This is a genomic window from Photobacterium minamisatsumaniensis (genome assembly GCF_050336695.1).
GTDB classification, from domain to species: Bacteria; Pseudomonadota; Gammaproteobacteria; order Enterobacterales; family Vibrionaceae; genus Photobacterium; species Photobacterium minamisatsumaniensis.
In genome coordinates this window covers 127736-151496 of the sequence record NZ_JAKJSI010000018.1, presented here as the reverse complement: position 1 = coordinate 151496, position 23761 = coordinate 127736, and the positions used below count along the sequence as shown (strand labels likewise).

25 protein-coding genes and 2 pseudogenes are annotated in these 23761 nt (G+C 41.1%); 25 read left to right on the top strand and 2 right to left on the bottom strand.

Annotated elements, in window-relative coordinates:
- Nucleotides 1-188 precede the first annotated feature (188 nt).
- Nucleotides 189-3434: a hypothetical protein gene (locus L4D78_RS10120; protein ID WP_428466798.1), complete on the top strand. Its 3246-nt coding sequence runs from the start codon at nucleotides 189-191 to the stop codon at nucleotides 3432-3434.
- A 14-nt stretch (nucleotides 3435-3448) separates the two neighbouring features.
- On the opposite strand, the gene L4D78_RS10115 is transcribed toward L4D78_RS10120, so the two are convergent.
- Complete coding sequence (locus L4D78_RS10115; protein WP_428466797.1) at nucleotides 3449-3595, bottom strand: hypothetical protein; 147 nt, start codon at nucleotides 3593-3595, stop codon at nucleotides 3449-3451.
- Between the two features lie 88 nt (nucleotides 3596-3683).
- Nucleotides 3684-5321: a hypothetical protein gene (locus L4D78_RS10110; RefSeq protein WP_428466796.1), complete on the bottom strand. Its 1638-nt coding sequence runs from the start codon at nucleotides 5319-5321 to the stop codon at nucleotides 3684-3686.
- 571 nt (nucleotides 5322-5892) lie between these two features.
- Between L4D78_RS10110 and L4D78_RS10105 the strand changes: the two genes are divergently transcribed.
- From L4D78_RS10105 to L4D78_RS09990, 24 genes and pseudogenes are all read left to right on the top strand, one after another.
- Nucleotides 5893-6198: an NIPSNAP family protein gene (locus tag L4D78_RS10105; RefSeq protein WP_428466795.1), complete on the top strand. Its 306-nt coding sequence runs from the start codon at nucleotides 5893-5895 to the stop codon at nucleotides 6196-6198.
- 205 nt (nucleotides 6199-6403) lie between these two features.
- Nucleotides 6404-6877 (top strand): GNAT family N-acetyltransferase, encoded by a 474-nt coding sequence (locus L4D78_RS10100; RefSeq protein WP_428466794.1) that lies wholly within the window; start codon nucleotides 6404-6406, stop codon nucleotides 6875-6877.
- A gap of 175 nt (nucleotides 6878-7052) precedes the next feature.
- On the top strand, nucleotides 7053-7271 hold the full coding sequence (locus L4D78_RS10095; protein ID WP_428466793.1) for a DUF6500 family protein: 219 nt from the start codon (nucleotides 7053-7055) through the stop codon (nucleotides 7269-7271).
- A gap of 151 nt (nucleotides 7272-7422) precedes the next feature.
- Nucleotides 7423-7860 carry a GNAT family N-acetyltransferase gene (locus tag L4D78_RS10090; protein WP_428466792.1) on the top strand — a complete coding sequence of 146 codons (438 nt, stop codon included), beginning with the start codon at nucleotides 7423-7425 and terminating at the stop codon, nucleotides 7858-7860.
- A gap of 75 nt (nucleotides 7861-7935) precedes the next feature.
- Nucleotides 7936-8403, top strand: a complete 468-nt coding sequence (locus L4D78_RS10085) for a GNAT family N-acetyltransferase (protein ID WP_428466791.1) — start codon at nucleotides 7936-7938, stop codon at nucleotides 8401-8403.
- A gap of 113 nt (nucleotides 8404-8516) precedes the next feature.
- A pseudogene (locus tag L4D78_RS10080) lies at nucleotides 8517-9127 on the top strand (FMN-binding negative transcriptional regulator).
- Between the two features lie 77 nt (nucleotides 9128-9204).
- Nucleotides 9205-9612, top strand: coding sequence for a GNAT family N-acetyltransferase (locus L4D78_RS10075; protein ID WP_428455468.1), 408 nt, complete (start codon nucleotides 9205-9207; stop codon nucleotides 9610-9612).
- 100 nt (nucleotides 9613-9712) lie between these two features.
- On the top strand, nucleotides 9713-10573 hold the full coding sequence (locus L4D78_RS10070) for a hypothetical protein (protein ID WP_428466790.1): 861 nt from the start codon (nucleotides 9713-9715) through the stop codon (nucleotides 10571-10573).
- Nucleotides 10574-10862: 289 nt separating this feature from the next.
- Entirely contained in the window at nucleotides 10863-11363 is a 501-nt protein-coding gene (locus tag L4D78_RS10065; RefSeq protein WP_428466813.1) for a GNAT family N-acetyltransferase, read from the top strand.
- 86 nt (nucleotides 11364-11449) lie between these two features.
- Nucleotides 11450-11545: pseudogene (locus tag L4D78_RS10060) on the top strand (AAA family ATPase); the annotation flags it as partial.
- A 483-nt stretch (nucleotides 11546-12028) separates the two neighbouring features.
- The gene (locus L4D78_RS10055) at nucleotides 12029-12307 is read left to right on the top strand and encodes a hypothetical protein (RefSeq protein WP_428466789.1); all 279 of its coding nucleotides are present in this window, start codon (nucleotides 12029-12031) and stop codon (nucleotides 12305-12307) included.
- Nucleotides 12279-13115 (top strand): peroxidase, FMP-type, encoded by an 837-nt coding sequence (locus L4D78_RS10050; RefSeq protein WP_428466788.1) that lies wholly within the window; start codon nucleotides 12279-12281, stop codon nucleotides 13113-13115. The genes L4D78_RS10055 and L4D78_RS10050 overlap by 29 nt, the downstream gene beginning before the upstream one ends.
- Nucleotides 13116-13199: 84 nt before the next feature.
- Complete coding sequence (locus L4D78_RS10045; RefSeq protein ID WP_428466787.1) at nucleotides 13200-15128, top strand: FAD-dependent oxidoreductase; 1929 nt, start codon at nucleotides 13200-13202, stop codon at nucleotides 15126-15128.
- A gap of 173 nt (nucleotides 15129-15301) precedes the next feature.
- Entirely contained in the window at nucleotides 15302-15841 is a 540-nt protein-coding gene (locus L4D78_RS10040; RefSeq protein ID WP_428466786.1) for an AAA family ATPase, read from the top strand.
- Between the two features lie 161 nt (nucleotides 15842-16002).
- A complete protein-coding gene (locus L4D78_RS10035; protein WP_428466785.1) occupies nucleotides 16003-16845 on the top strand; it encodes a DUF3626 domain-containing protein in 843 nt (280 codons plus the stop codon).
- Between the two features lie 252 nt (nucleotides 16846-17097).
- Nucleotides 17098-17727 carry a PepSY-associated TM helix domain-containing protein gene (locus L4D78_RS10030; RefSeq protein WP_428466784.1) on the top strand — a complete coding sequence of 210 codons (630 nt, stop codon included), beginning with the start codon at nucleotides 17098-17100 and terminating at the stop codon, nucleotides 17725-17727.
- 43 nt (nucleotides 17728-17770) lie between these two features.
- Nucleotides 17771-18295 (top strand): DUF2271 domain-containing protein, encoded by a 525-nt coding sequence (locus L4D78_RS10025; protein ID WP_428466812.1) that lies wholly within the window; start codon nucleotides 17771-17773, stop codon nucleotides 18293-18295.
- Nucleotides 18296-18335: 40 nt separating this feature from the next.
- Nucleotides 18336-19172 (top strand): DUF4198 domain-containing protein, encoded by an 837-nt coding sequence (locus tag L4D78_RS10020; RefSeq protein ID WP_428466783.1) that lies wholly within the window; start codon nucleotides 18336-18338, stop codon nucleotides 19170-19172.
- A 57-nt stretch (nucleotides 19173-19229) separates the two neighbouring features.
- Entirely contained in the window at nucleotides 19230-19547 is a 318-nt protein-coding gene (locus tag L4D78_RS10015; protein WP_428466782.1) for a hypothetical protein, read from the top strand.
- Entirely contained in the window at nucleotides 19544-20143 is a 600-nt protein-coding gene (locus L4D78_RS10010) for a DUF6162 family protein (RefSeq protein WP_428466781.1), read from the top strand. The genes L4D78_RS10015 and L4D78_RS10010 overlap by 4 nt, the downstream gene beginning before the upstream one ends.
- Before the next feature lie 36 nt (nucleotides 20144-20179).
- Entirely contained in the window at nucleotides 20180-21115 is a 936-nt protein-coding gene (locus L4D78_RS10005; RefSeq protein WP_428466780.1) for a metal ABC transporter solute-binding protein, Zn/Mn family, read from the top strand.
- Nucleotides 21115-21867: a metal ABC transporter ATP-binding protein gene (locus L4D78_RS10000; protein ID WP_428466811.1), complete on the top strand. Its 753-nt coding sequence runs from the start codon at nucleotides 21115-21117 to the stop codon at nucleotides 21865-21867. Before L4D78_RS10005 ends, L4D78_RS10000 begins: the two co-directional genes overlap by 1 nt.
- Nucleotides 21867-22742: a metal ABC transporter permease gene (locus L4D78_RS09995; protein ID WP_428466810.1), complete on the top strand. Its 876-nt coding sequence runs from the start codon at nucleotides 21867-21869 to the stop codon at nucleotides 22740-22742. The genes L4D78_RS10000 and L4D78_RS09995 overlap by 1 nt, the downstream gene beginning before the upstream one ends.
- A 12-nt stretch (nucleotides 22743-22754) precedes the next feature.
- Nucleotides 22755-23657, top strand: a complete 903-nt coding sequence (locus tag L4D78_RS09990) for a metal ABC transporter substrate-binding protein (RefSeq protein ID WP_428466779.1) — start codon at nucleotides 22755-22757, stop codon at nucleotides 23655-23657.
- Nucleotides 23658-23761 lie beyond the last annotated feature (104 nt).

Here is a 23761-nt window from a genome sequence, read left to right as displayed (position 1 = left end):
AAATAGCATTATTTACTGCATAATCGCAGATTCTATGATTTTTCGGTCATGCACCTAGCTAGGTTTGAAGTAGCCATATTAAAAGTCACAATAATAGCTTAAGAAGGTTGGGTGTAATGAATTTCAGAAATTTCTTTCAAAAGAAAAGGTATTCTCTGCTGGGAATAATCCTTCTTTGGGGAGCTTCGATGTCGACAGCTTGGGCATTCATAGAAGCTCCAAATACAGTTCAGTTTAGGTTAGAAGGCTGTCGTAATGACGGGAACCCGACATTAATCAGTGGCAGTAATACTTTGCCAAACATTGATAGTAATTTTACTTGCCAAGACCCTAGTAGTTTAGGGGGGAATGATACCCCGTATACACCTAGCAACTTAGGTAAAGGGTGGAATGAGTTAGATCTTGTGCCATACCGTTTGATTACTGAAAACAGTAATAATGGCGGTACTGTTACTTACGATGTCTTAATTGCAGCTGACAACGCCGATATCAATGGGGTAATGGGGTACGATCAAATCGTTGATGTACAAATTATTCAGGCACCTGATACTGTAAATCTATTTTCAGACAACTCCTGTGAGGTTGAGGTTGGTGAGCAAATGATAGATACCTCAGGCACTGTGACGGGAGGTATTGAAGATGTGATCTTCCGTCAGCTAACCATTACTCAAAATGCAGGAACAACGTGTGTTATTGACTGGGCAAATCGCTTAGCAATAGGTGCGAGCCAATTTCCCGGTTCTTCGCTGCAAGCCTATATGTTTGAGTCGGAGGATTTTCAAAAGGGTAAACGTACCGTTTCCATTCCAGTTAAAGATATTGTTGCTTCAGGCATAAGAAAAGACATGACAGCATCTTCAGGGGCCGGCGTTGTGTGGAATGTGACCAAAGGTGTCGACCCTGCGTTTATCGATTTAGGTAACACCTGCGATGAAACCGTTGACAACAGTGCCGAGGTTAAAATTCGGGTGGAATGGAGTGTGATACCGTCCTCGGCTAACTCAGTACGTGTGGTTACGAATATTTATGTCTCAAATAGTGCCTCACGTGCAGTTTTGGCTGACATTGAGGATGATATCTTTGGCGATATAGGTGCTGGAGAGCAACTGCTAGATAACGTTCTTTTTGAAGATGTCTTAGTTCCAGCAAAGAGTGAGGTATTTGTTACTCATACATTTGAGATTAATGCTCAGCCGGAAGAGGTTTCTGGCTTGAGGGATGTAGCATCTGCCACATTGAAAGATCCTGACTTGGAAAATAGCCCTCCATTTTCTGACGAACCTTTAGTGGTTGAGTTTACATTACAAGACGCTATTCAGATTATTAATGGTGAGGGCGATACAACGGCTATTATTTCCGATACAGAGCGGTTAACGGGAAGTGGACTTAGCTACTTTGTTTCACAAGTTACCGGCGCCAACGGTACTTTCTCTGATAGTTATCAGTTAAATGACATACTCACACCAAGTGATAACGATCTCATATGGCAATCAGAAGACCAGAACCCAGTGGAGTGTGCTAACGATAATGGTTGTTTGGTTAATTTTGTCGAGTTCACTAAAACAATTTCTGCAGCAGCACTCACTAGCACCGACGGGACACTTTCCGATTGGGCGTTACTTGAAGCCTCTGATGGCACAACAGCGATAAGCGGTACAGAAGAGTCTCCAGTTTCTATTAACATCACCAGCTCAGCACTTGTCGATCTTGATATTCAGTTAACTGTACCGGAATTGGATGCCCCGGATACCTTGCAGTGTACCGTAGAGGTAAAAAACTCTTCCAACCAGGTTATTAGTACTCTGACGTTCGATTTTGATAGCAATGCAAATGATATTACTCAGACATTGGATGACATTGCCCCCGACAGCTATACCGCGACAGTTACTAGCTGCGGTAGCTTGGTAGGGAATACCATGGATAGCATTAACCTCACGACTCTGGCTGAGCCAGCAGATTGTTTCGGTAAACTTGCATTTGTGTTAACAGAGCCTGAGCCAGTAGACCCCGTTTTAGTCGCTGTTGATAAAGTGACTTTGCCCGAGGGAGAAGAGAATGGCTGGACGATGACATTGAATGGACCGAATACCGGCCCTGATGGCATTATATTGATTACAAGTGATTCAGCGCCAAGTGCATTTGAAAAATTCCAAGGACAAGACGGTGATTTCGAACTTGTTGAAGGGAGCTACACCATAACAGAAACTCAGCGTGAAGGTTGGGCACAAACAGCAAGCTCTGGCTGTGAGTTTACCGTATCTCTACCTGAAGATGCCGGTACAACCAAGCAGTGTTCTATCACCAATAAAAAGTTAGGCACTATTATTATTAATAAGCTAACGAAGCCTAAATACGGTATGGGCTTTAGCTTCTTACATAATATTGACGAGACAAACGAATTTACGCTGGATCATGGACAGAGCAAAGTGTTTGTCGAGGTGTTACCGGGCAGCTATCAAGTAGAAGAAGCTGATCCAAACCCTGACTTTGCGTTGCTTGATTTAAGCTGTACTGAAACAGTAAATGGCAATAGCCAAGTTAATGTAATGACACGCATTGCGAGCATTGAGTTGGATCCTGATGAAACCGTTGAATGTACTTACATCAACCGTGAAAATGGTATGGTCGTGGTTAAGAAATTCACTAATGGCTATTCAACTAATGATGTTTGGAAATTCACCCTGTCAGGCCCTGAATTAAATTCATATGCGCTAACGCCACCAAATGTGATTGATTTTAATGGTGCAAAACTAACACCGAAAACGCCATACACACTTTGTGAAGTCGGTGTACCTTATGGGTGGCAACCTGTTTGGAAGGTCGACAGTAACAACGATGGCTATGCGGACGAAGTTCTCTTTCTTGATATCAGAGAGTCCGAGTCATCGATTGATTATTATTTAGGCGCGAGTAGGGTTTATAACCCTAATGCTGGCCAGCAACAGTTACACGAAGGCAACTCGGAATTCTGTGTGAACTTCATTGTAAAACCAGGCCAGACATTAGTTTTTGCGATTGATAATATTCAGTTCGTGAAGACTAAAGAACCTCAACCATATCCGCCAAAAGAAGAGTGCTACGATAAACCAATATATGGTCAGTATTTAAGTGATGATCACGTCGAGGCCTCTAATTATAAAGTTGGTCACTATTACGTAGATAGCTGTGATAAAGCTTCGGAGTTACTTGGAAGAGATGCATATGAAGGAAGCTCAGATTATGTTGCAGTGAAGCTACTTAATGCACAGCTCCATCATGGCCTTGGCCAAAGTACTTGCTATGCAGCAGATATCGCGATGAAAAATGCCCAACGATTACTTGAAGGAAGTGGGTATGCAGGAGAAGGCTATAACTTGAGCTATCGCGAGCGTCGTGATGCGCTCATTCTGGCAAGAGAGCTCGATAAATATACTGCTAATATGCTGTGCCGATAATTAGTCATTTAAATTTAGGCGAAAGCATCTTTTGTAATTAAAAATGAAAGGCTGGGGGCGGTGTTTACTCCTCCAGCTTTTTCATGCTCACTATATAACTTACCTAATTCGTACAGTAGTTTATGGATGGCTACTAAATCACTATATGTTGTTTCAAGCACTTTATCTTGCCCTGTACATATCCAACCATGTGTAATTTTAGTTGCTTGCGTTGGATGAACAGCATCAATGAATAAAATCGTTTATATATTAGCTGTCTGATTGAAGATGTTCGGTGATCACTTTTTTAGCAGTCCAGTAGCTTAACCCTGACAATAAATTAGTTTGTAGCTTAGTCAGCTTAATTACTGATGAGTTTTCCATAAACGTTTTATAGTGAGGGAAGTTATCTAGCTTATATTGGTTATCTTTATTGGCAGACTGTTCGGCAATAGCCTTTGCTATGTCTCTATCTGCTAGCTTATTTTCCCATTCCAACGAACGTTGGTTGTATATCCAAGTAACAGATACCGCATGACCTTCTTTTATTGCATAAGTCTCATTGTTGCAGGTAACTAGGTTACTTTGAGCAAAAAGGACTTGGTCTGCTGGGCATTCGCCATCCACTTTACTTACGCATTGATTGAACTGCTGTATTATTCTGTTGAGTTCAGCTTCGCCGTCTTTAAAGACAATATTGTCGTCAAACTGGGTGAATTTATGCCAGTTATCAGTACTAATAAAAAGGTTTTTTAATGAAATGTTAAGTTCTGCTTTCGCAACATCGTCACCTGACTTAAAGGGTTTCTTGGTATTAATGAATACGATTATATTTTCTACTTTACGCGCAAGCAGCGGCATAATACCAAGGTTTTCCATTTGCCCTCCATCTGAATGAGAGTATTCTTCAGCGACTCTTGTTTTGTTTTGCGGAATTGAAATTGGAAAATGATTAAATTCTGGAAAGCCGATGGCTGAAAGCTTCAGTGCATCAGTGACACCTTGAGGTGCAGCTCCTGTACTAGCCATAATATCAGATAGCGAGAAGGCTCTTTCACTCGTCCAATCTAGCCACTTCTTAGGAGAGCGCTTGACTGTAAATTCATAAGTATTATTGGTTTCCTTTACATCATAAGGTCCAATAGTGTCATATGCATAAGAGCTTATGTAGCCACCACCAAAATAGTCGTCTGCATTGAACGCGTCTTCATCCGTCACTTCTCTGCGTATACCGCTATAGTATGGTGTATATTCGACGTGATATTTTTTCTTAAATTCTATACCGTCTTGATTTAAAAGGGTTGCATTAACAATTAAATAAGGGGCATCTTGGCGAGCCATAATAAATGAGTGTGCTGTCAATGCTGAGTTTACTTCGCACGCTTCGCCTCGAGTTTGGTCGTTATATGTAAATGACATATTTGGCGAATGAAGCCCCAGTGGTTTAAGGAAAATATCACCGAGTACATTGGCGAAGCTCTCATCGCCTTTGCCTTTTAAGCCCGAACTGATCAGCTTGCCAAGTATGCCGGAGTTTACAATACAATCTTGCATCGAGTTCGGGGTTATTTTCGTGACGCTATCCCAACACAGTGATTGTGGCTCTTCGATATCACCAAAATAATGCTCTAACTTCTGTGTACTTACATATGTGTAGGGAATACTCGCCCAAGCACCACCAGAAACAGCAGAGATGTATTTAACACGGTTGATGAGTCCAGTATCATGCAAAGCCTTTAATTGTCCCACAGTACAACATGCCGAACGTGTACCACCCCCCGAAAATGCAACGCCAATGTCTTTACCAGAGCTTGATTCAATAAAAGCATCAATGGTTTGCTCAGGGAATTTGTCGTTTTGCTGGATCCAGTGAGTTGGCCATGCTTTTACGTTTTTTAATATCGTCATAGTGATCTCCAATTTTTTAAGAGCAATGAAAGTCATTTCTTACTAACTGGCAGGTCATTCGATGCCGATATCATAGACACATATGACCTAATCGCTATTCATAAAGTAGTCGGTTGGGGGATACTTCGGTACTCAATTGGTTGGGTATGTGATGCCTGCTAAATAATGAGAATGAAAGGGACAAGCACTACACCGTGAAATTAGATAAACAACGTTATAGAGATTTATATTTTGGTCTAATGAAAAGAGCATTACATCACAATGCTCAGTAGTGCCTCAAATAATGTCTAAAAGTCGTACCCCCAATACTTGCGAGCTAAAAGCTGGCAATCAAAGCCTAGATAATTAGACTTCTAATGCATTCATGTAGGATCTATTGATATAGTGCAGTGCTGCATGTGAGAGCCGCTGGCGGTAGCGAGTCATGCACACGCTTGAGTAGCTTTGGTGGTATAAACAGTCAAGATTTGTGAGTGTCATGCATCTATGCCGAGGATATACGTACTAGGTTCGTGGGATAAGATGTTATGGCATATGTATTAATAATTACGAAATAAAAGGATTTTTAAACGTGATAACTTGTTATGTAAGATATGTAATTGACCCGAAGAAGGTTAAAGAATTTGAAGAGTATGCAAGAATGTGGATACCTTTGGTCCAGAAGTTTGGAGGACAGCACAATGGTTATTATTTACCCTCTGAAGGTGCTAACAACATCGCTCTAGCACTTTTCACATTTGAAAGTTTGTCAGCATATGAAGAATATCGGATAAAATCCTTAGATGATCCGGAATGTATAAAGGCATTTGAGTTGGCAGAGCATCATGATTTTATAGTTAGCTATGAACGTAGTTTTTTTCGTCCCGTTCTAAGATAAACTGATTTTTCCATAACAAGGCCATCAAGTTGATTCTGCTACGCGGTGATTTAAGTATGAATTGGTTTATATGTGTATATGGTGGTCTGTTTGGGCTTTGCTGCGGGCAACTTATGACTATAATTAGGCATTTGATTTAGTATTTAGCTCTTAATTTTATTAGCGTTAAAGGTAAGTTTGTGAACAACTATGTAGGGGATTGTTTATGAAAATAGTAAATGTGAGTAGTAATAATAAGCACGTATACGCTAATTTGTACCAAGGCTATGCAGCCGAATTTTCAAAAATAATAGAAGATAAACCAGATGAAAATGGTTTATTTGAAATATACCCAAAAATTGAAGGCAATGTTTCAGGCTACTTATTGTATGTAGATGGGATTCCTGCTGCCCTTACTGCTATTTTGGAAAAATCACCAAAGGAATATGAAATCTGTGATTTTTATGTACTGCCATGTTTTCGAAAAAACAAAATTGGTAAGCATTTTATATCAAGTATTTTTGAACTCCTCGAAGGATCTTGGGAGATTAAGCAAGTTGCAGGTGCTGATCATGCCGTGAAATTTTGGCAAAATGTAGTAAATGACTACACATCAGGCTCTTTTGTTGAAGATAAGTACCTTGATGAAAAGTGGGGTTTAGTAACAAGGCAGCGTTTTAGTCATACTCAAGATGCCTAACAATCGCATTAACACGATTCATTACACTCGGAATTTGTATAGCAATAAACGTGTTAAGCAGGCGCTATGGCTCTCTCGAATTAGATATACTGTATATAAAAACAGTTTTTCTTGTTTCCATCTTTCTGCCTGTGTAAGGTGCTTATAAATTTGGAACAATCTAGGTAGGGAATAAGTGCGTAGTTCATTGAGAGATAAAGTGATCCAAGTTTGCTCTAAAAAGATTGAGCAAAAGGGTGATAATGTTGGTGTTTCTTTTTATGCTTTTTTTGCCAATAAAAACGACGAGCCTGATTTGTTGATGGAAGCAGCAACATGGTGGATTCAACAACATAAGTTAGATCACTTCGAAAAAGCCCATAAAATCATGACGATGGCTAAGTCAGGGGTGTAATCATCCCCTCTAGATGCTGAGCCTCAACAAACAGTGTAAGTTGCCCGTTAGCACGAGGCATTTTTAGTATGAATTAACTTTTGTCTTAATGGGGCTATGTTTTGGCATCGGGGCGGGTAATTTACAAGGACGTTAGGTTTTTGGAGGTAAAATGGACGTTACTCTAAGAAATGCATGTGAAGATGATATGGTTTTTCTTCATCAGCTAAGAGACTACACAATGCGCAAGTACCTTGAGCAAGCTGGTATGCAGGTAACGGTTGATGCTTACGAGGCTCGAATTCGTTACGAGTTTCACTCAGCACAAATTGTTGAAGTTAATAGCCAAGCAATTGGTTTGTTCAAAGCAACGTACAATTCTCAAATAAACCATTGGCAACTTATCCAAATTCAAATAGCACCTGAGTTTCAAGGTCTTGGTATTGGCAGCGACTTACTCAAAGCACTGATTCGTTCAGCTGCAAAATCGGGAGCCACGGTCGGTTTAAGCGTTATTGAATCAAATCCAGCAATGATGCTATATACAAACCTTGGGTTTAAGGTTATTAGTCGAGAGGGTGATGAGTATTTGATGAAGCTTCAAGCCTAACAAATTACTCAAATCGGCAGCTGTAATTTAGCTAGGTGTTTAGGCTACATATATCAATTCGTTATGGAGTAAAATTTGGAATTTGTCCCTGTTAATCTTCAGAAGCATTTAGGCTTATGCATTGAGTTCAGGAAAGATGCTCATATTGTGAGCCATGGAGATACAGTAGATTTTAGTCTCAGCGATACAAAAGCATGGTTTGATCGTTTATCTACTAATTCTAAAGCTGGTTTCTTTCATCTTGTTAACGATAATCAAATTATTGGTCAAACTGAATTCATCAGTGGTCTTAAAGATGAATATGATCAGCTTTATGGCTACATTAACTTGCTATACCTGACCCCAGAGCACCGAAGTCAAGGTTTGGGGAATATCTTGCAAAATTTCATTTTTACGAGATTTCAAAATCACAATTGCGAATATGCACTACTCAGATACTGGCCTTCGAATATTCAAGGAAAGTCATTTTATCGCAAACATGGCTGGCAGGATGTAGGCGATATTGGTGAAAGAGGGCAGTTAGCCCTAAAGAAATTAGTCTAACAAGACCACCAACTTGAAAAGTTGAGCTAAAGCACTGAACTACAAAGGTATTTTGTGGATGCGTCGCAGTGGAGAGCATTAGCAGCTTTTTAAAATTAAACGAAAGGATTCGTATGTTTATACCTAGAAATATGGAAATGAAAGATCATAATTTGGTTTCTAATTTTATAAAAAACAACAATTTTGGTGTGTTAACTTCATCTGACTTAACTGCAACACACATTCCATTTGTATTGAAACCAGATGAAGGCAGCAAAGGCACTTTATATGGTCACCTTGCTAAAGCAAACACTGGAAGCAGTTTCAAAATCAAAGAGTATTAATCGTATTTAATGGGCCTCACGCGTATATTTCGCCAACTTGGTACGCATATAAACCTGCAGTACCAACATGGAACTATGCAGCCGTTCATTGCTATGGCGTTGTTGAAATAATAGATGGTGACGGCGTTAATGAGGTTATGGACGATACAATATTGGCTCATGAACCTGAGTTACTTTCAAACTCAGATTTAATGCCTGTTGAATATCAGACGAAGTTGAAAGCTGCGATAGTTGCTTTCAAGGTTGTAATTGACGATTACCAAGGTGTCGAGAAACTGGGACAACAAAGGAAAGTCGAAGATCAACATGGGGTTCATCTCGCACTGAAAGAGAGTAAATATTCTGGTGATAAGGAATTAGCAGAATATATGGAAAAGCGGAAACTCGGTATAGGTAGTTAACAATTGTATCAACAAGGTTTACTGAACTCGGCATTCTCAGTCTGTTGAGTGTTTCTCGTTTAAGGCCTCAGGAATATATGAAGATAATTTATGACTTTTCTCATGAACAAATAACTCAAGTTCATGGTTTGTACAAACAAGCATGGTGGGCTAAGGATAGAACACTCGAAGAGACAAGAGCTTGTGTTCATGGCTCACAAGTTTGTATCGGTGTTTTAGATGAGACTGACCAACTGGTTGGTTTCGTTCGTGTTCTAAGTGACTTGGTATTTAAAGCCATAATCTTTGATGTCATTGTTTGCTCTACACATCGTGGTACTGGTTTGGGTAAAGAGCTAATGCAATTAGTGAAAACACATGACAAGCTCAAGAAGGTAAAACATTTCGAGCTGTATTGTCTCCCCAGTATGGAGGATTATTACAATTCATTTGGCTTCAGCACCGAAGTCGGTGGAGTCAGACTAATGCGGCGGTCGGGTGCCTAACGGTACAGAGTTATGAAAGATATGTGTGTTCTTACTTATTGATTTTCTAGGTTTTTGTGTCGGCTCGTAAGTGTTAGGCGTTATGTATTTGGGGGGTATAATGGACATATTCGTAAAAAATGGAATTTTGGCATTAGCTAACGTTGTTGAATGTGACAGAACTGGGTGGATTCAAGGACATGTGGGAGCATCTCTACTTGCAGGTTCTGCATTGTTAAAAAGTGGAGTGTTACCTAAAGCATCTTATGACAGTTTGAAATCGAGACTAAAAAAGCAAATTGAAAAGTATGAACATCTACTTAAGCCACTAGAATCAAGTCAATTGACATCAGATTATACCGCTATTCTAAATGCTATAGAGCTGAATACGCGTCAATTAAGTCGATCTGGTCACGGTGTTATATATGGAGCTCTGTTTCTTAAAGCAATATCAAACAATGATATCAATGTAAGTGAAATAACCGTATCAAATATCGCCAAGCTTATCGTGAATTGCACCGAAGATAATTGGGGTCGTTATTTTGGCTTAGTAGATTACCGTCAATATAAGCATTCTAACTTGACCGAGAAAGACATTCGTACTTTATGTTCACTTGCGGTTACACGAAGTTCTAGCAATGTATATCTTGATACGAGTGATTATTTTTTTGCAGGAGAAAAAATTCATGGCATTACACATGCGCATGCTGTGTTCATATTGAATGAACTTGGTTATACCGACTTAGCTAGCAAGGCAGCATCGCAACTTTTAATCCAGCTTGATTTAAACGATTTAAAGCCTGATTCAGGGCTACAGTTGGCCCAACCAAAGCGCTTTGAACTATCAGATCCGACGCTGTGGGGTGTTGGTTTCAACGATGAGCATCAAATAAAACTTGCGCAAAGTTACTCAGAATTATCCACCGAGCTAAATATTCAGCTTTCAGATATAGATGATTTATGGGGTGCAGTTAACAGTTAACTAAATTAGCACCAAACGATATGAGTACGTGTCTGCATTTGGGGTTGAGTTTGCGTTCAAATTTTAGGTTACGAACAATCCTAAACGGGATCATGGTGTTTTGATATACGGATTAAGTTAAAGAGCTGGCTATCACGCTATGATGGCTACTTTTTCGACAGGCTTGAAAAGCCTTTGATGCTGGAATTGAAAGAGTGTCGATAAATCAATGCTATAAATGGTTGTGGCATGGTACCTGCGAGCAAAATTTTGTAACATGCGCATTCAATGCGAAAAAGATTTGTTGAGTATTAAATTGAACATTAGAGAAGTATCAGTAGACGATGCAGCAGGCATATCCAATCTGCTTAATCCAATTATCGAGGAAGGTCGTTATACCATCTTAGATAAGACATTTACACCAGATGAAGAGCGCGAGTTTATTCGAGATTTTCCTGAAAGAGGTGTCTTTAATGTAGCATTGCTGGAGGACGACTCAACAGTAGTTGGTTTCCAAAATGTAGAGCCTTTTGCTACATATACAAAGGCTTTCGATCATGTTGGTATCATTGGTACGTTTGTTGATGGTCAACATCGAGGACAAGGTATTGCAAAGCACCTGTTTAGTGCAACATTTGAATTAGCAAAACTTAAAGGGTACAAAAAATTGTTTGCATATGTTCGAGGTGACAATGAAAGAGCCTTATCTGTGTATCTGAAGCAAGGCTTTGACGTTGTTGGTACCGCAAAAAATCACGCTCAAATCAATGGCGAGTTTATTGATGAAGTACTAATAGAAAAGTGGTTGTAGCATAGCGCAATAGCTTAGATCCTTATTGCGTTACTCTCATCACCCTGTAATTAAGACTATGTCTAGCCCACTCTTAATCATAGGGTGATAAAGTGGCATTTTGTGATGAAATGGTACGAGAGGAACTCGCAAATCACGAAACATTCGACGTTTGCCAAGATACTGCTTTCTTTGATGGAAGTCCCAAAGTCTTCTATTCGTCAAAGGGTAAATGTCATCTTGGCTTCTGTGAAAATCAGGTAACGCACATTAACCTCCATGATGTTATATGCTGTGTGCTTTCCACCAGCTACGACTTGTTGAGCTATCGTAATTCTTCCTTCTGCCCTGATACCAAGAGACAATTAACCGTCGTATCTTTGCCATTGTTGTCTTTATCTAAAAACTTTGAAGCGATTTTTTCTTTGGCGTCGTCAGTGGCGTAATCATCTGAACCTTCAAAATGCCTGTAGATAATAGTAATACATCTCCTCCCATTCTTGCTTGGCGTAATACAGGCGTAATAACGATTTTTAGCATGAACAGGTACGTTTATGTTCAGCAGCCGCTTATTTTGGTGACGCTTTTCTTAGCGTGTTGCAGAGTTCGCGCAACTGTATCGGTGTACTGAAAGTCAGTGCACCGAATATAAATTACAGCCAATGACACAACAAGGATGGTAGACAATGAACGCGTCAGAAAAAGAAACAAAACTGTTCTCACCAGAAGTGCTCACTCAAGAGGCCGACTATGGCCTTCTGAAACAGTTAGAGGGCACTTGGGTTAACCATAACCCAGAGAATAACAAAACAGGTTGGGGCCTACATACTACCTGTATGCCTTCCCCTGGCTCAAACCCTGAAACTCTTCCTGGGAAATTTACATTCTTGTGTGAAGATTATACTGAAGAGTTAACATTCACCTTGGTGTCTGGCGGTGTACGTAATCGGGGGGGGAGCGAATGAGCAGTTTACTGGCGCAGTAAAATATAGCCAGAGTATTCAAAAGCTCGATGGTACAGGTATTCATGAAGAAAACGGAATGTACCTTTGGCTTAATGAAATGTACCTTCACCCTGCAGATGAAACCTCAATTATGGAGGATGTAGGCTTTCCCGAAATGGCCGTAGGCGACGGCGCGAATGGGCCAATTTTTGTTCCACCATATTCAGTTTGCCGTAGTGGTACCATACCGCATGGAACAACGATTAACTTGCTTGGTAAAGCTGAAAAATGTATTGATAAAACCCCGGAGTTCCCCAGTGGCACCGAAGCTTGGCAGCCTGAATATTTATCAATATCGCCGAGTATGGGGTTGGCTGGCACGAAGAAAAGCGATCCTATTAATCTCGATGAACCAGCACCTGAATGGGTGCATGACAAGGCTCTTCCAGAACAAGAACCAAGTAGTAATCGGGCTTATACCCAGCGAATATTAGCCAATAAACATTACCCTTATTCAGTGCGGCCAGATCTCCGTTTACGTGATGCGATAAAAGATCAGTGCATTAGCGAATATACCTTAATTGAGATGTCTTCACGTTTTGAAGGTGGCCCTCAAGGCGGAATTATAAATACCCCTTTCGTTCAAAAACACTCGCCAGTGACAGAGATGCGTACACGAATGTGGATTGAGACTGTTGTTGAGAACGGAAAAGAAATCCTTCAATTACAGTATGAGCAAATTCAATTCTTTGAATTTCAATTTGGTGAAGATGGCGGCACAACAAGATGGCCACATATTCAAATCAATACCCTACGTAAGAAAGGGTAACCCCAAAAAATTGATACGCTTGATATCACATTGTCGAGATTTGTGACTGTCTATTATTTTAACGAAAATAATAGGTTAATTTAAATGAAGCATTACGATGAAAGGGAAATAAAAAACGCCCAACTGCCTGAGTGTTCAGAAGTTGTTGTTGTGGGGGCGGGGATGGCTGGCCTTTATACGAGCTGGAGAATATTAAAGGAAACTAATTGCGAAGATTTGGTCATTATTGATGGTGCCAATCGTACTGGAGGTCGATTAGACTCTGATCTCATCACTTTTTCTGATGGAAGTACTGTGAAGGAAGAAGAGGGGGGGATGCGCTTCACGTTTGACTATATGGATAACTTAATGGCCTTGTTCTCGAAGCTTGATATTACCGATGATATTGTCCCTTTTCCTATGAATAGTAATGGGAATAATCGGCGCTACTTTCGCGGTGAAAGCTTTAATGTTAATCAATCCAGTGAAAATGATTATGCTGTTTGGTCTGATCTATACAACCTTAGCCCATCAGAAAAAAACATTGAGCCGAACGAGATGATCAAGACGGTATACAATCGTATTCTTGCTGCAAACCCCGATTTTACAAATCAGTGGGATACGGATGACTTGACACCAGAGTATTGGCAGGCTTTTCGACTTGACTGCAAATGGGATGGTACTGCGCTGTATAATTGGTCGTTGTGGGACTTATTTATGGCGATGGACTACAGCAATGAAAGCGTTACCTTGTTGTATCGACTAACAGGGTTCAATGGTACGTTTTTATCTCGAATGAATGCGGGTGAAGCTTTTCAGTTACTATTAGACTTCCCAAATGATCCTCAATTCAAGACGCTAAAAAAAGGCTTCAGTACTTTACCCAATGCGTTGGTCGAGAGCATTGGTAAAGATAAAATACATCTACGTACGCGACTTGAAAATATTGAGATTAATGACAAAAAATCGAAAATGAAATACACCCTTACTTATAAAGGTACAACCCCTGCCGGCTTGGTTAGTGAAAGTAAGATAGAAACGAATAAAGTTATCTTGGCACTTCCACGGCTTGCTTTGGAAAAGCTATTTGTTAAATCGAATGCGTATAATAGATTACATGAACAACAAGCTTCAGAACTTTGGAATACATTGCAAAGTAGTACGAATCAGCCGCTGTTAAAAATAAACCTCTATTACGATAAAGCTTGGTGGACTGAAGACCAGACGGCACAGCCTACCGTTGAATTTGGACCAAATTTTTCAGATCTTCCAACGGGCTCTGTTTACCCGTTCTATAGCTTAGATGATGAATTATCCGCTGCGTTAGCGGCATCACAGTCTAGTCATAATGGCGAGATGGTGTTATCTGATAGTGAAAAAGAGCGAATTAACCAAGTAAATGAAGAAAAGTACGATAAACCAGCGGCGTTAACAATTTACTGTGATTATCTAAATATTAACTTTTGGAGCGCGCTACAAAATACGGGAGAGAAATTTTCCTCGGAAATGCAGCAAGAAGCAAATTTCACCTTCCCTCAAACAATTTTTCCAGCCTCAAAGGCTGTGGTTAAACAAGCCACGACCTTCTTCAAGCAAATCTTTAACTCAAGTTATGTCCCTAAACCTGTGTTTACTAGCGCACGAATATGGCAAGGAAGCACACAGTTCGATGTAAAAGCGAGTGAACAATTTGGATATGGTGTGCACCAGTGGGGCTTAGGCGCCAATGACCGCGAGGTTATAGAAACAATGATTCAGCCGTTTGGTGAAGACATCCAAGTGTATACATGTAATGAAGCTTACTCGGATTATCAGGGGTGGGTAGAGGGCTCTCTTCGATCGTCAAACGTTATGCTGAACAGGGCTTTTGGGTTAGAACCATACGCCACTGTTTTTAAGAATCAGAATGGGAACAGTGCAAATAACGTGGTTAAAGGCAAATACGATGAAAACATGGATAACCTAATACGTATGTATATTACGGGTGAGAATGAGTCTGAAGCTATCTTTACTGAAGAGTTGACACTCAGCTAATTTAGTCAGTGAAATTATAAGACTAAAAGCATAAAGATAATAAAGGCCTTGCTCACATAGAAGGCCATTATTCTTTTAATGGGTAAATCTGTAATAATAAGAAAAAATAGAGGTAGTGTTCACTCCTTCAGTTTTTTCATGCTTACGGCGTTAAGACGCCACAAGAGGTTAATTTGAAAAATGTAATTGTATTTACAGGTGGACCGGGATCAGGAAAAACATCGGTTATTGAACGTTTGAATGCACTTGGCTACAAATGTGCTTCAGAAGTTGGTCGCAAAGTTATTCAAAATCAAGTTGAATCACAAGGCTCCGCTTTACCGTGGGGCAATAAAGTGGCATTTCGTGATGAAATGGTACGAGAAGAACTCGAAAATTACAAAAAATTCGACGTGTGCCAAGATACTGTTTTCTTTGATAGAAGCATTATTGATTCATACGGTTACAGCTTGCTTGAACAGCTACCTATGTCAGAGGCTTTGCTAAAAAGTTGTGATGAACTTGAATATTGTAAGAAGGTATTCATATTTCCACCTTGGGAAACAATTTTCACTAACGATCTAGAGCGCAAGCAGGACTTTAACGAGGCTGTTGCGACTTATAACGAAATGGAAAAAGCGTATAAAAAGTTTGGCTATGAGTTAGTGGAGGTTCCGAAGTCTTCTATTAGTAAAAGGGTCAACTTCATCTTGGCTTCTGTGAAAAGCTGGTAACACACATCAACCTCCAGTTTGTTATAGGCTTTGTGCTTTTGTCGTGGTTCATTAATAGAACCTGTCTGTTCAAGCATGATCCACTCAATCGCCATTGACCTAAATTTTGTTAGGCGTGTATTGTGTCTTCTATATCGAGAGGCAATCAAAATGGAAGCCAAATGAGTAAACATGTAGTTGATAAAGCAATTGAAAACATTCGATTAAAGTCTCAAAGTGCTTCCGAAGTGATGGAATACCCAATAACCATCAACTTTCACCCTGATCGATTTACATCAGATAATGTGCCGTTACTCTCTGCCATAGCTCATGATGGTGAATTAAAATCTCAATTTGAAACAGGTACAAGTAATGGAGGTTTGACTGCTTACAAAGGAGGTGACCGTTGGTTATGGGAGAAAAGAGTTTTTGATGGGGCCTATGACGATGCTCCTGTAAACCTGAGGCCTAAGTATGGTGCGCTCAACTTTCGCGGTTACGAAACTGGCGCCTCACCACGTTTTGGTTCAGCGTACTTTCAACTAAAGCCCCATATGCTTGAGCGTACAACATTTTGTTATCCAGATAGCTTTTTCGAACCAGAAGATTTTGCTGTATCTGAGAGAATAAGCCCATTAATTAATAAGGCCACTTTGGCAAAAACAGACTTACTTGATGACTATATAGAAGCCCACATTCACGGCGTTATCTCACTTAAAACTGACGTAGAGTCTTTGGTTTTGGACCCAATATACAAATCTAGTGTAGTCGAGGCGCAGGCCAATCAATTAGGCATTTCTGTTCGCTGGCATGCAGGTTACGAGTTGAGTGTTGAAGAAATGAGTTGCTACCCTGAATATAGAGGAGAGCAATTTATTCATTTGGCTAACGATATCGCTGTAAATGGAGTCATTAATGCGAAGGTATTAGGAGCAGCTGTAACTGAGCAGGGGTACGATGCGCAAGACATAAAGAAAATTTGGCACTACTTAGCTAGATTTGGTTTTTTATCAGCACAAGAATAAGAAACATGTAAATGCTACAAGCATTTTTTATTATCCGAATAAGCCAAGTTAGATAAAACGTTCTAACTTGGAAGGGCACTTTATTTTTCAGATGCTATATCTGGTTACTTTTCCACCTTTATACTTTCCTAGATACTGCCTTTCACCACACCACCATCTTTACTTTCGTAAACAATGTAAATTGAATGCCAATGCAAACAATTATCAATTATGTTATCCGGCATAAATTTAGGCTGGTAGTTATCTTCAATCATGGTGTTAAAAAGTAAAGCGGTTCAGCTTTGGGCCCGTCGTCTGCATATCTATATTTCGATGGCACTGTTGCTTGTTGTGCTGTTCTTTTCGGTAACTGGTATAACGCTTAATCGCCCTGAATTGTTTGTTAAAAGTCAGCCAACGGTTGAATCAATTACCCTAGAAGTGCCAGTGAAACTGCTTAATTCAGGCCGTTCGGCATACGTGCCTGATGAACAGCAATTATTGCAGTATTTAAAACAGCAGGCGGATATCTCGGGTACGCCATCCTCGATGGAAGTGTTTACTGAGGTAGAAGATGGCGAGTTGTTTGAAGGTGAAGTCTCGCTGAACTATAAGGGCCCTGGTTTTAATGCCACGGTGTTTATTGACCTTACTACCCGTGAAGTCGAGATAGAAAAATCATATTACGGTGCCGTTGCTGTACTGAACGATTTGCACAAAGGCCGCAATAGCGGGGAAGTGTGGAAGTGGTTCATAGATATTACGGCATTGCTAATGGTGTTCTTCGTTCTAACGGGAGTTTGTCTGCTAATTCCTAAGAGAAAAACCTTTTCGACCTCGATTAAATGGACTGCATTTGGCTCGGCTGTCACCTTACTGATTTTCTTTTTTGCTGTGCCTTAATGCCAGCTGTGTTTAACAAGGACTAACCATGAACTCACGTTTGATGAGAACGGCGTCTAAATCGCTGCTGGGTATGGCACTCGCTGTACCTTTAACGTTTAGTGTCAACGCAAAGCCATTACCTGAATCTGCTTCAATGGATGTGGAATTTGTATTGCCCAAAATCGACACAGGCATGTACGCCCGTCCATATGTTGCTGTATGGATTGAAGATGCCAATCGTAAACCTGTTCGTACGGTACAGCTTTGGGTGGGCAAGGATGAGTGGCTAAAAGATTTACGCAGCTGGTGGCGGAAAGTGGGTCGTTACGATCGCGAGTTAGTTGATGCCGTGACATCAGCTACACGTCCTGCGGGTGAATATCGTTTTGTTTGGGATGGCCTAAATGATGATGGTGAGCGTGTCGAGCAAGGTGAATATACCTTCTATGTTGAAGTAGTACGTGAACATGGCGGCCGTAATTACATACGTGAAAAATTAACGCTGGGCGAAGAGGCGTTTACACGTGAACTTGCACCAACTGAAGAAACCGGTCATATCCTCCTGAGTTATTCAACTCAAGGTTAAATCGCATACACGCATAAATTTTGATATTAGAGAATGAATAATGATTGATAACAAAAAGTTGAAAGCCGTTTCAATGGCATGTGCCCTAGTGGCAGGTTTGGCCGTTACCGCAACTGCAAATGCTCACCCTCGTTGGATATTACCATCACACTTTACAGTGTCTAAAGAGGGCGGCGATTGGTTGACTTTTGACGTGACGGCGTCACACGGTACGTTTGTGTTTGATAAACCCGCAGGTGCAGAAACAGGTGAAATCATCATGCCAGATGGCCGTGTGGAGCGTCCAACTTATGTCACTCGTGGTAAACGTCGATCAGTATTTGACTTTCATTTCGAAGAAGAAGGTACACACAAAGTTCGCGTTAACAATGTACCGTCTTATTACACCCAGTATAAAGCGGGTCGTCGTGACACAGTGAAATGGGTTAAAGGCCACAAGGCTGAGCGTAATGACGTGTTACCAAAGAAAGCACGTGATGTAGTAACTCAAGTGAGCTACACCCGTGCCGAAAGTTACGTCACCGTTGGAATGCCAACAGTGGAAGTTTTCAAATTGGAAGGCAAATATTTGGAAATGGTCCCCGTTACACACCCAGCAGATATTGTTGAAGGTGAAGAAGTGCAATTTCAGTTCTTCTTTAATGGTGAACCACAACAGGGTGTAACGGCTGAAATTACCCGTGATGGCACTATGTACCGTAACCACCAAGAGCAAATTGATGTGGTAAGTGATGAAAATGGTGTCGTGACATTCATACCCGCAGAAGCAGGACGCTGGCTTATGAAAGCAAATTATAAAGGCGATCTTGATAACAACCCACTTGCAGATCGCGCTAGCGCAAACGTGCACCTTATGTTTGAAGCTGTACTTCAGTAATCCTTTTTTAAGTAGCCTGTTTTTTCAGGCTATTTCATTTTTTGTTTTGAGGTCTTGATGAAAAAACGTTCACAACTGGCGTTGCTTTTAGTGTTAGCGGCGCAATCTGCTGCGGTACATGCCCATTTTCCACTCATGAGCTGCTGGTTAGAATCTGACAAGGTGATTTGTAAAGCCGGTTATAGCGACGGGAGCGACGCGGTTAAATACGATGTCGATATGTTTGATTACGATGATAATTTAGTGAGTCGTGTAATCACAGACAAGCGTTCAATAGCTGAATTTGATATGCCAGATACTGACTTCTACCTTGTGTTCGATGCAGGGCACGAGAACCCAGTTGAAGTAGATGTTGTTGAGATTGAAGAAAAATGATCACGCAATCTGTTCATTCGGATGATGGCGGTAGAGAAGGGAAGTGGGTTGCATTATCGATAGCCATTATATTGATTATTGCAGCATTTACTTTGCCAATGCACCAAGCGTCATCAAAAGGCCAAATACTTGCGCCTTATCAAGTTTCGATTAGTGACTTAGCTACTCCTGAACTTGCGATGGTTGCCGATTTACGGCTCGCTCATGAAGAAATTCGCAATATATATCAAGACAATCGTGATTTTGAACCAGCAATGTCGAGTGATGAATTATGGCCAGAACTAGCCGAACTTGAAGAAATTTGGTTAGCGCCCTTTGTTAAAGATAAAAGCTGGGAATACAAAGGTAAGCATCAGTGGCTACACATTGCTCCAGCGTATTACCAAGGGGTTAAGCAGGTGGCTCAAGGCTCTGCATCAGTCATTTTGCATACCGGAAATAATGATCCTGAAATCTGGTTTGCCCTGTTTGATTCTGCGCAACCTTTAACCAGAAATTTAGAGCAGCCACACGTACTGCTATCACCAGAAAAATTGATTGAAGCAGGTTGGATAAAAGTTGTTTTTGCCTCCGCTTCAGATTCTCATGTCCATTAAATACCGACGCCATTCATGGTGTCGAGGTTATGTGTTATGAAACAGCTCAAGAATAAAATAATCAAAAAAACAATGTTATTGCTGACTTTACCGGTGCTTTTTATTGCTCAGGTACCATTTGTACAGGCAGCAGAAAAATTGACTATCGGTATTACACTTCAGCCTTACTACAGTTATGTAAAAGCAGTAGTCGGTGACAAGGCAGATATCCTTCCGCTGGTTGATGCGGGGTTTAATCCACACAATTATCTACCTCAACCAAATGATCTTCGCCGTTTGAAAGCGATGGATGTGATTGTCGTTAACGGTATTGGTCATGATGACTTTGCATTAAAAGTGATTGCAGCGGCCAACCGTGAAGATCTCATTGTGATTGAAGCCAATAAAGATGTGCCACTGTTACCAGCAATGGGTCAGTCGGTAGGAGATGGAGCCGTTAATCCACATACTTTTGTTGGCCTTTCGACAACGATTCAGAAGGTTTACACCATCGCTTCTGAGCTTTCAAAAATTGATCCGGATAACGCCCGCTATTACCGCAAGAATGCCCGTAAATACGCCACAAACTTCCGTAAGCTGAAACATGAAGCGATGACGACGTTAGGTAACCTTGATACTAGCGGCATGGTCGTTGCGACCACCCATAATGCCTATGGCTACCTGTTACAAGAATTTGGTGTCGATGTCGCTGCCGTTATTGAACCTGCCCATGGTGTTGAACCTAGTGCGAGCCAGTTACAAGAAACTATCGAGAAAATACGAGATTCTGGCATTGATGTGTTGTTTTATGAGCTCAATATGCCGAATCGATATGTTGATACGATCGAGAAAGCAACTGGCGTACAGCTTTATCGCTTCTCTCATATGACTCATGGGCCGTATGAAGATAATAAAGTTGAGGTCGAGATGAAAGCGAATCTCGATACGTTGATCCAATCTATGAAATTTGCAGCAGAAAATAAAGTGAGCTAATTGTGGGCCCGAGTATTTTATTAGACAACGTTGGCCTGCAATACGGTGACAATACCATTTTGCAAGGGATCAGCCATGAATTTACAGCAGGTCAATGCCATGTTGTGATGGGACCAAATGGTGGAGGAAAAACGTCTTTACTACGTTCTATTCTTGGCCTGACTCCGTTTAGTGGAAATATAGACATCCAGTGGCCTGAGAAAAAAGGCCAAGTTGGTTATGTGCCTCAAAAGGCGACTTTTGAATCAAGCCTTCCTTTAACGGTGATGGACTTTATCTTATTGAACCAGAGTCGCACCCCGCTATTTTGGTCGCGTTGGCGGAATATATCTAAGCAGCAAGCTTTTGCCCTTGAGCAATTAGATCGCGTTGGTATGGCTGCGCGTGCTGATCGCCGGATGGGGCAGCTATCTGGCGGTGAGCAACAGCGCGTGCTATTTGCACAAGCTCTTTTAGACAACCCGAGTTTACTTGTGCTTGATGAGCCTACAACAGGCATGGATGAGCAAGGGGTAAGATACCTTGAGGCACTCATCAAAGAACTGGTTAATGAGGGCAGAACCCTATTAGCTGTACACCATGATGTTACTGCCGTGCGACGTCTCGACGCGACAGTACATGTTGTAAACCGACAGCTAATAGATAGCGGAAGTGTGCAAGATGTACTGACGCCAGAAAAAATAGAGCGCTTATTTAACCACTACAGTGCAACACCCGAACCCATTAAACGAAATGTAGGTAAAGCAGCATGATGGACTTTCTTCGTCAATTGGCACTGCAAGGTGTCGAAGCAGGGTGGCTGAGTGACAGTTTCTCTTATGCCTTTGTCGTAAATGCATTGGTTGCAGCTTTGTTGGTCGGCCCTTTATTAGGTGGCCTAGGCACATTAGTGATTGCTAAGCGGTTAGCCTTTTTCTCTGAAGCGGTAGGGCATGCTGCGCTAACCGGTATTGCGTTGGGCGTGTTGTTAGGTGAACCGCCTGATAACCCAATTATCGGTCTGTTTAGTTTCTGTATGATCTTTGCTTTGCTGCTGCATTTTGTACGAAACCGAACCAATGTACCTTACGATACCTTGGTAGGGGTTTTTCTTGCCTTAGCGTTAGCGGTTGGTGCGGCTTTGTTGATGTACGTGGCACGTAAAATCAACATTCACATGCTCGAAAATGTCTTATTTGGATCTATCTTAACCGTAACAGATCAAGATTTAATGATATTGGCGATAAGTTGTTTGCTCATTACCATTGTGCTTATCCCTACATTTAATCGTATTTTGCTAACTTGTATTAGCCCAGACATAGCCCGAGTCCGTGGATATTCGACGAATTTTTATGACTACTTGTTTGTCATGATGATCACACTTGTCACTATTGCCTCTGTCAAAATTATTGGCGCAGTGTTGGTTGGGGCACTACTGCTTATACCGGGTGCAACAGCTCGCTTGCTAACGAAGAACATGGGCGACTTCGTACTGTTGTCTGCATTCTTAGCAACAGTAAGCTGTTTAGTTGGCACTATTTTACCGATGGAACTTGAGCTACCGATTCCATCGGGCGCTGCAATTATCATTGTTTCAGCGGTATTTTTCTTGATGGCGACATGTTTTCGCATTGTGCGTAAAGGGTAGGTGATGAACTCTATGGAAATGAAATTTAACAAAGCATTTTGCTTACAAAAGATGGCTATAGCATGCCTAGTCGCAGGTGCAACATTGTCGTCACTAACGGTGCAGGCTAAAGATATATTAACGGCAGCACCCGTTACCTATATGTTAGCTTCCGAGTTAACGCAGGGGACAGGGTTAGAAACAAGTTATTTACCGCCAAAACGTTATGGTTTGCAGCGATTACCAAACTGGTTTTCAAGTAAAGGTGCGAAGGCAACTGAAAAAGAAGCACTTAGCGCGAAAGCGGCGGTAACATTAGGTGCTGTTTGGCCACAAGAGCCATTATTTGTGCATGCTCGCCAAGGTAATATACAAATTGTTGAAATCGATGCCACGCAGTCTATTTCGCCACGTGCACAAGGGGTTGCGGCAATGCAGCTTGAAGATGGCTCGACCTCTCCGTATGTTTGGCTAAACCCAACGAACTTAACGCGTATGGCTGCAATTGTAAGTGCCGATCTACAGCGTATTTGGCCTGAACATGCTCTTACGATAGCTACGAATCAACAAGCATTGATGCTTGATGTACGACAGTTGATAAATACTCAGCAAGCCGCATTGTTTGATGCTGAGGTAGACTCGGTCGTTCTGCTATCGAAAGAGCTGGAAGACTTTGCCGTCGGTAATCAACTTTTCGTTGTGGAAAGGCTTACTCAGCCAGAGCTTGATTGGACAGAAGAAGATAAGTTGGCACTTGTTGAACTGCTAAAAAGTGATGACACTATTTGGCTGCTGACGTCGAAACGAGTCAGTAAATCATTAAAAGCGTTAGTACCAAACCCAGAGAAGATCTTAGTAATTGACAGTATTGATCGCTGGGGAAGCCAAGGCATTCAATCAGAAAAACCACTAGCTCGTTGGAATATAAGAGTTTAACTTGATTGAAAAGTAGACATATTAGCACACAGTTTCAGCATTAAACTGTGTGCTAATAAATAATACCTATGAATCTATCCGTTTTGGAGTACTATGCTGCAACT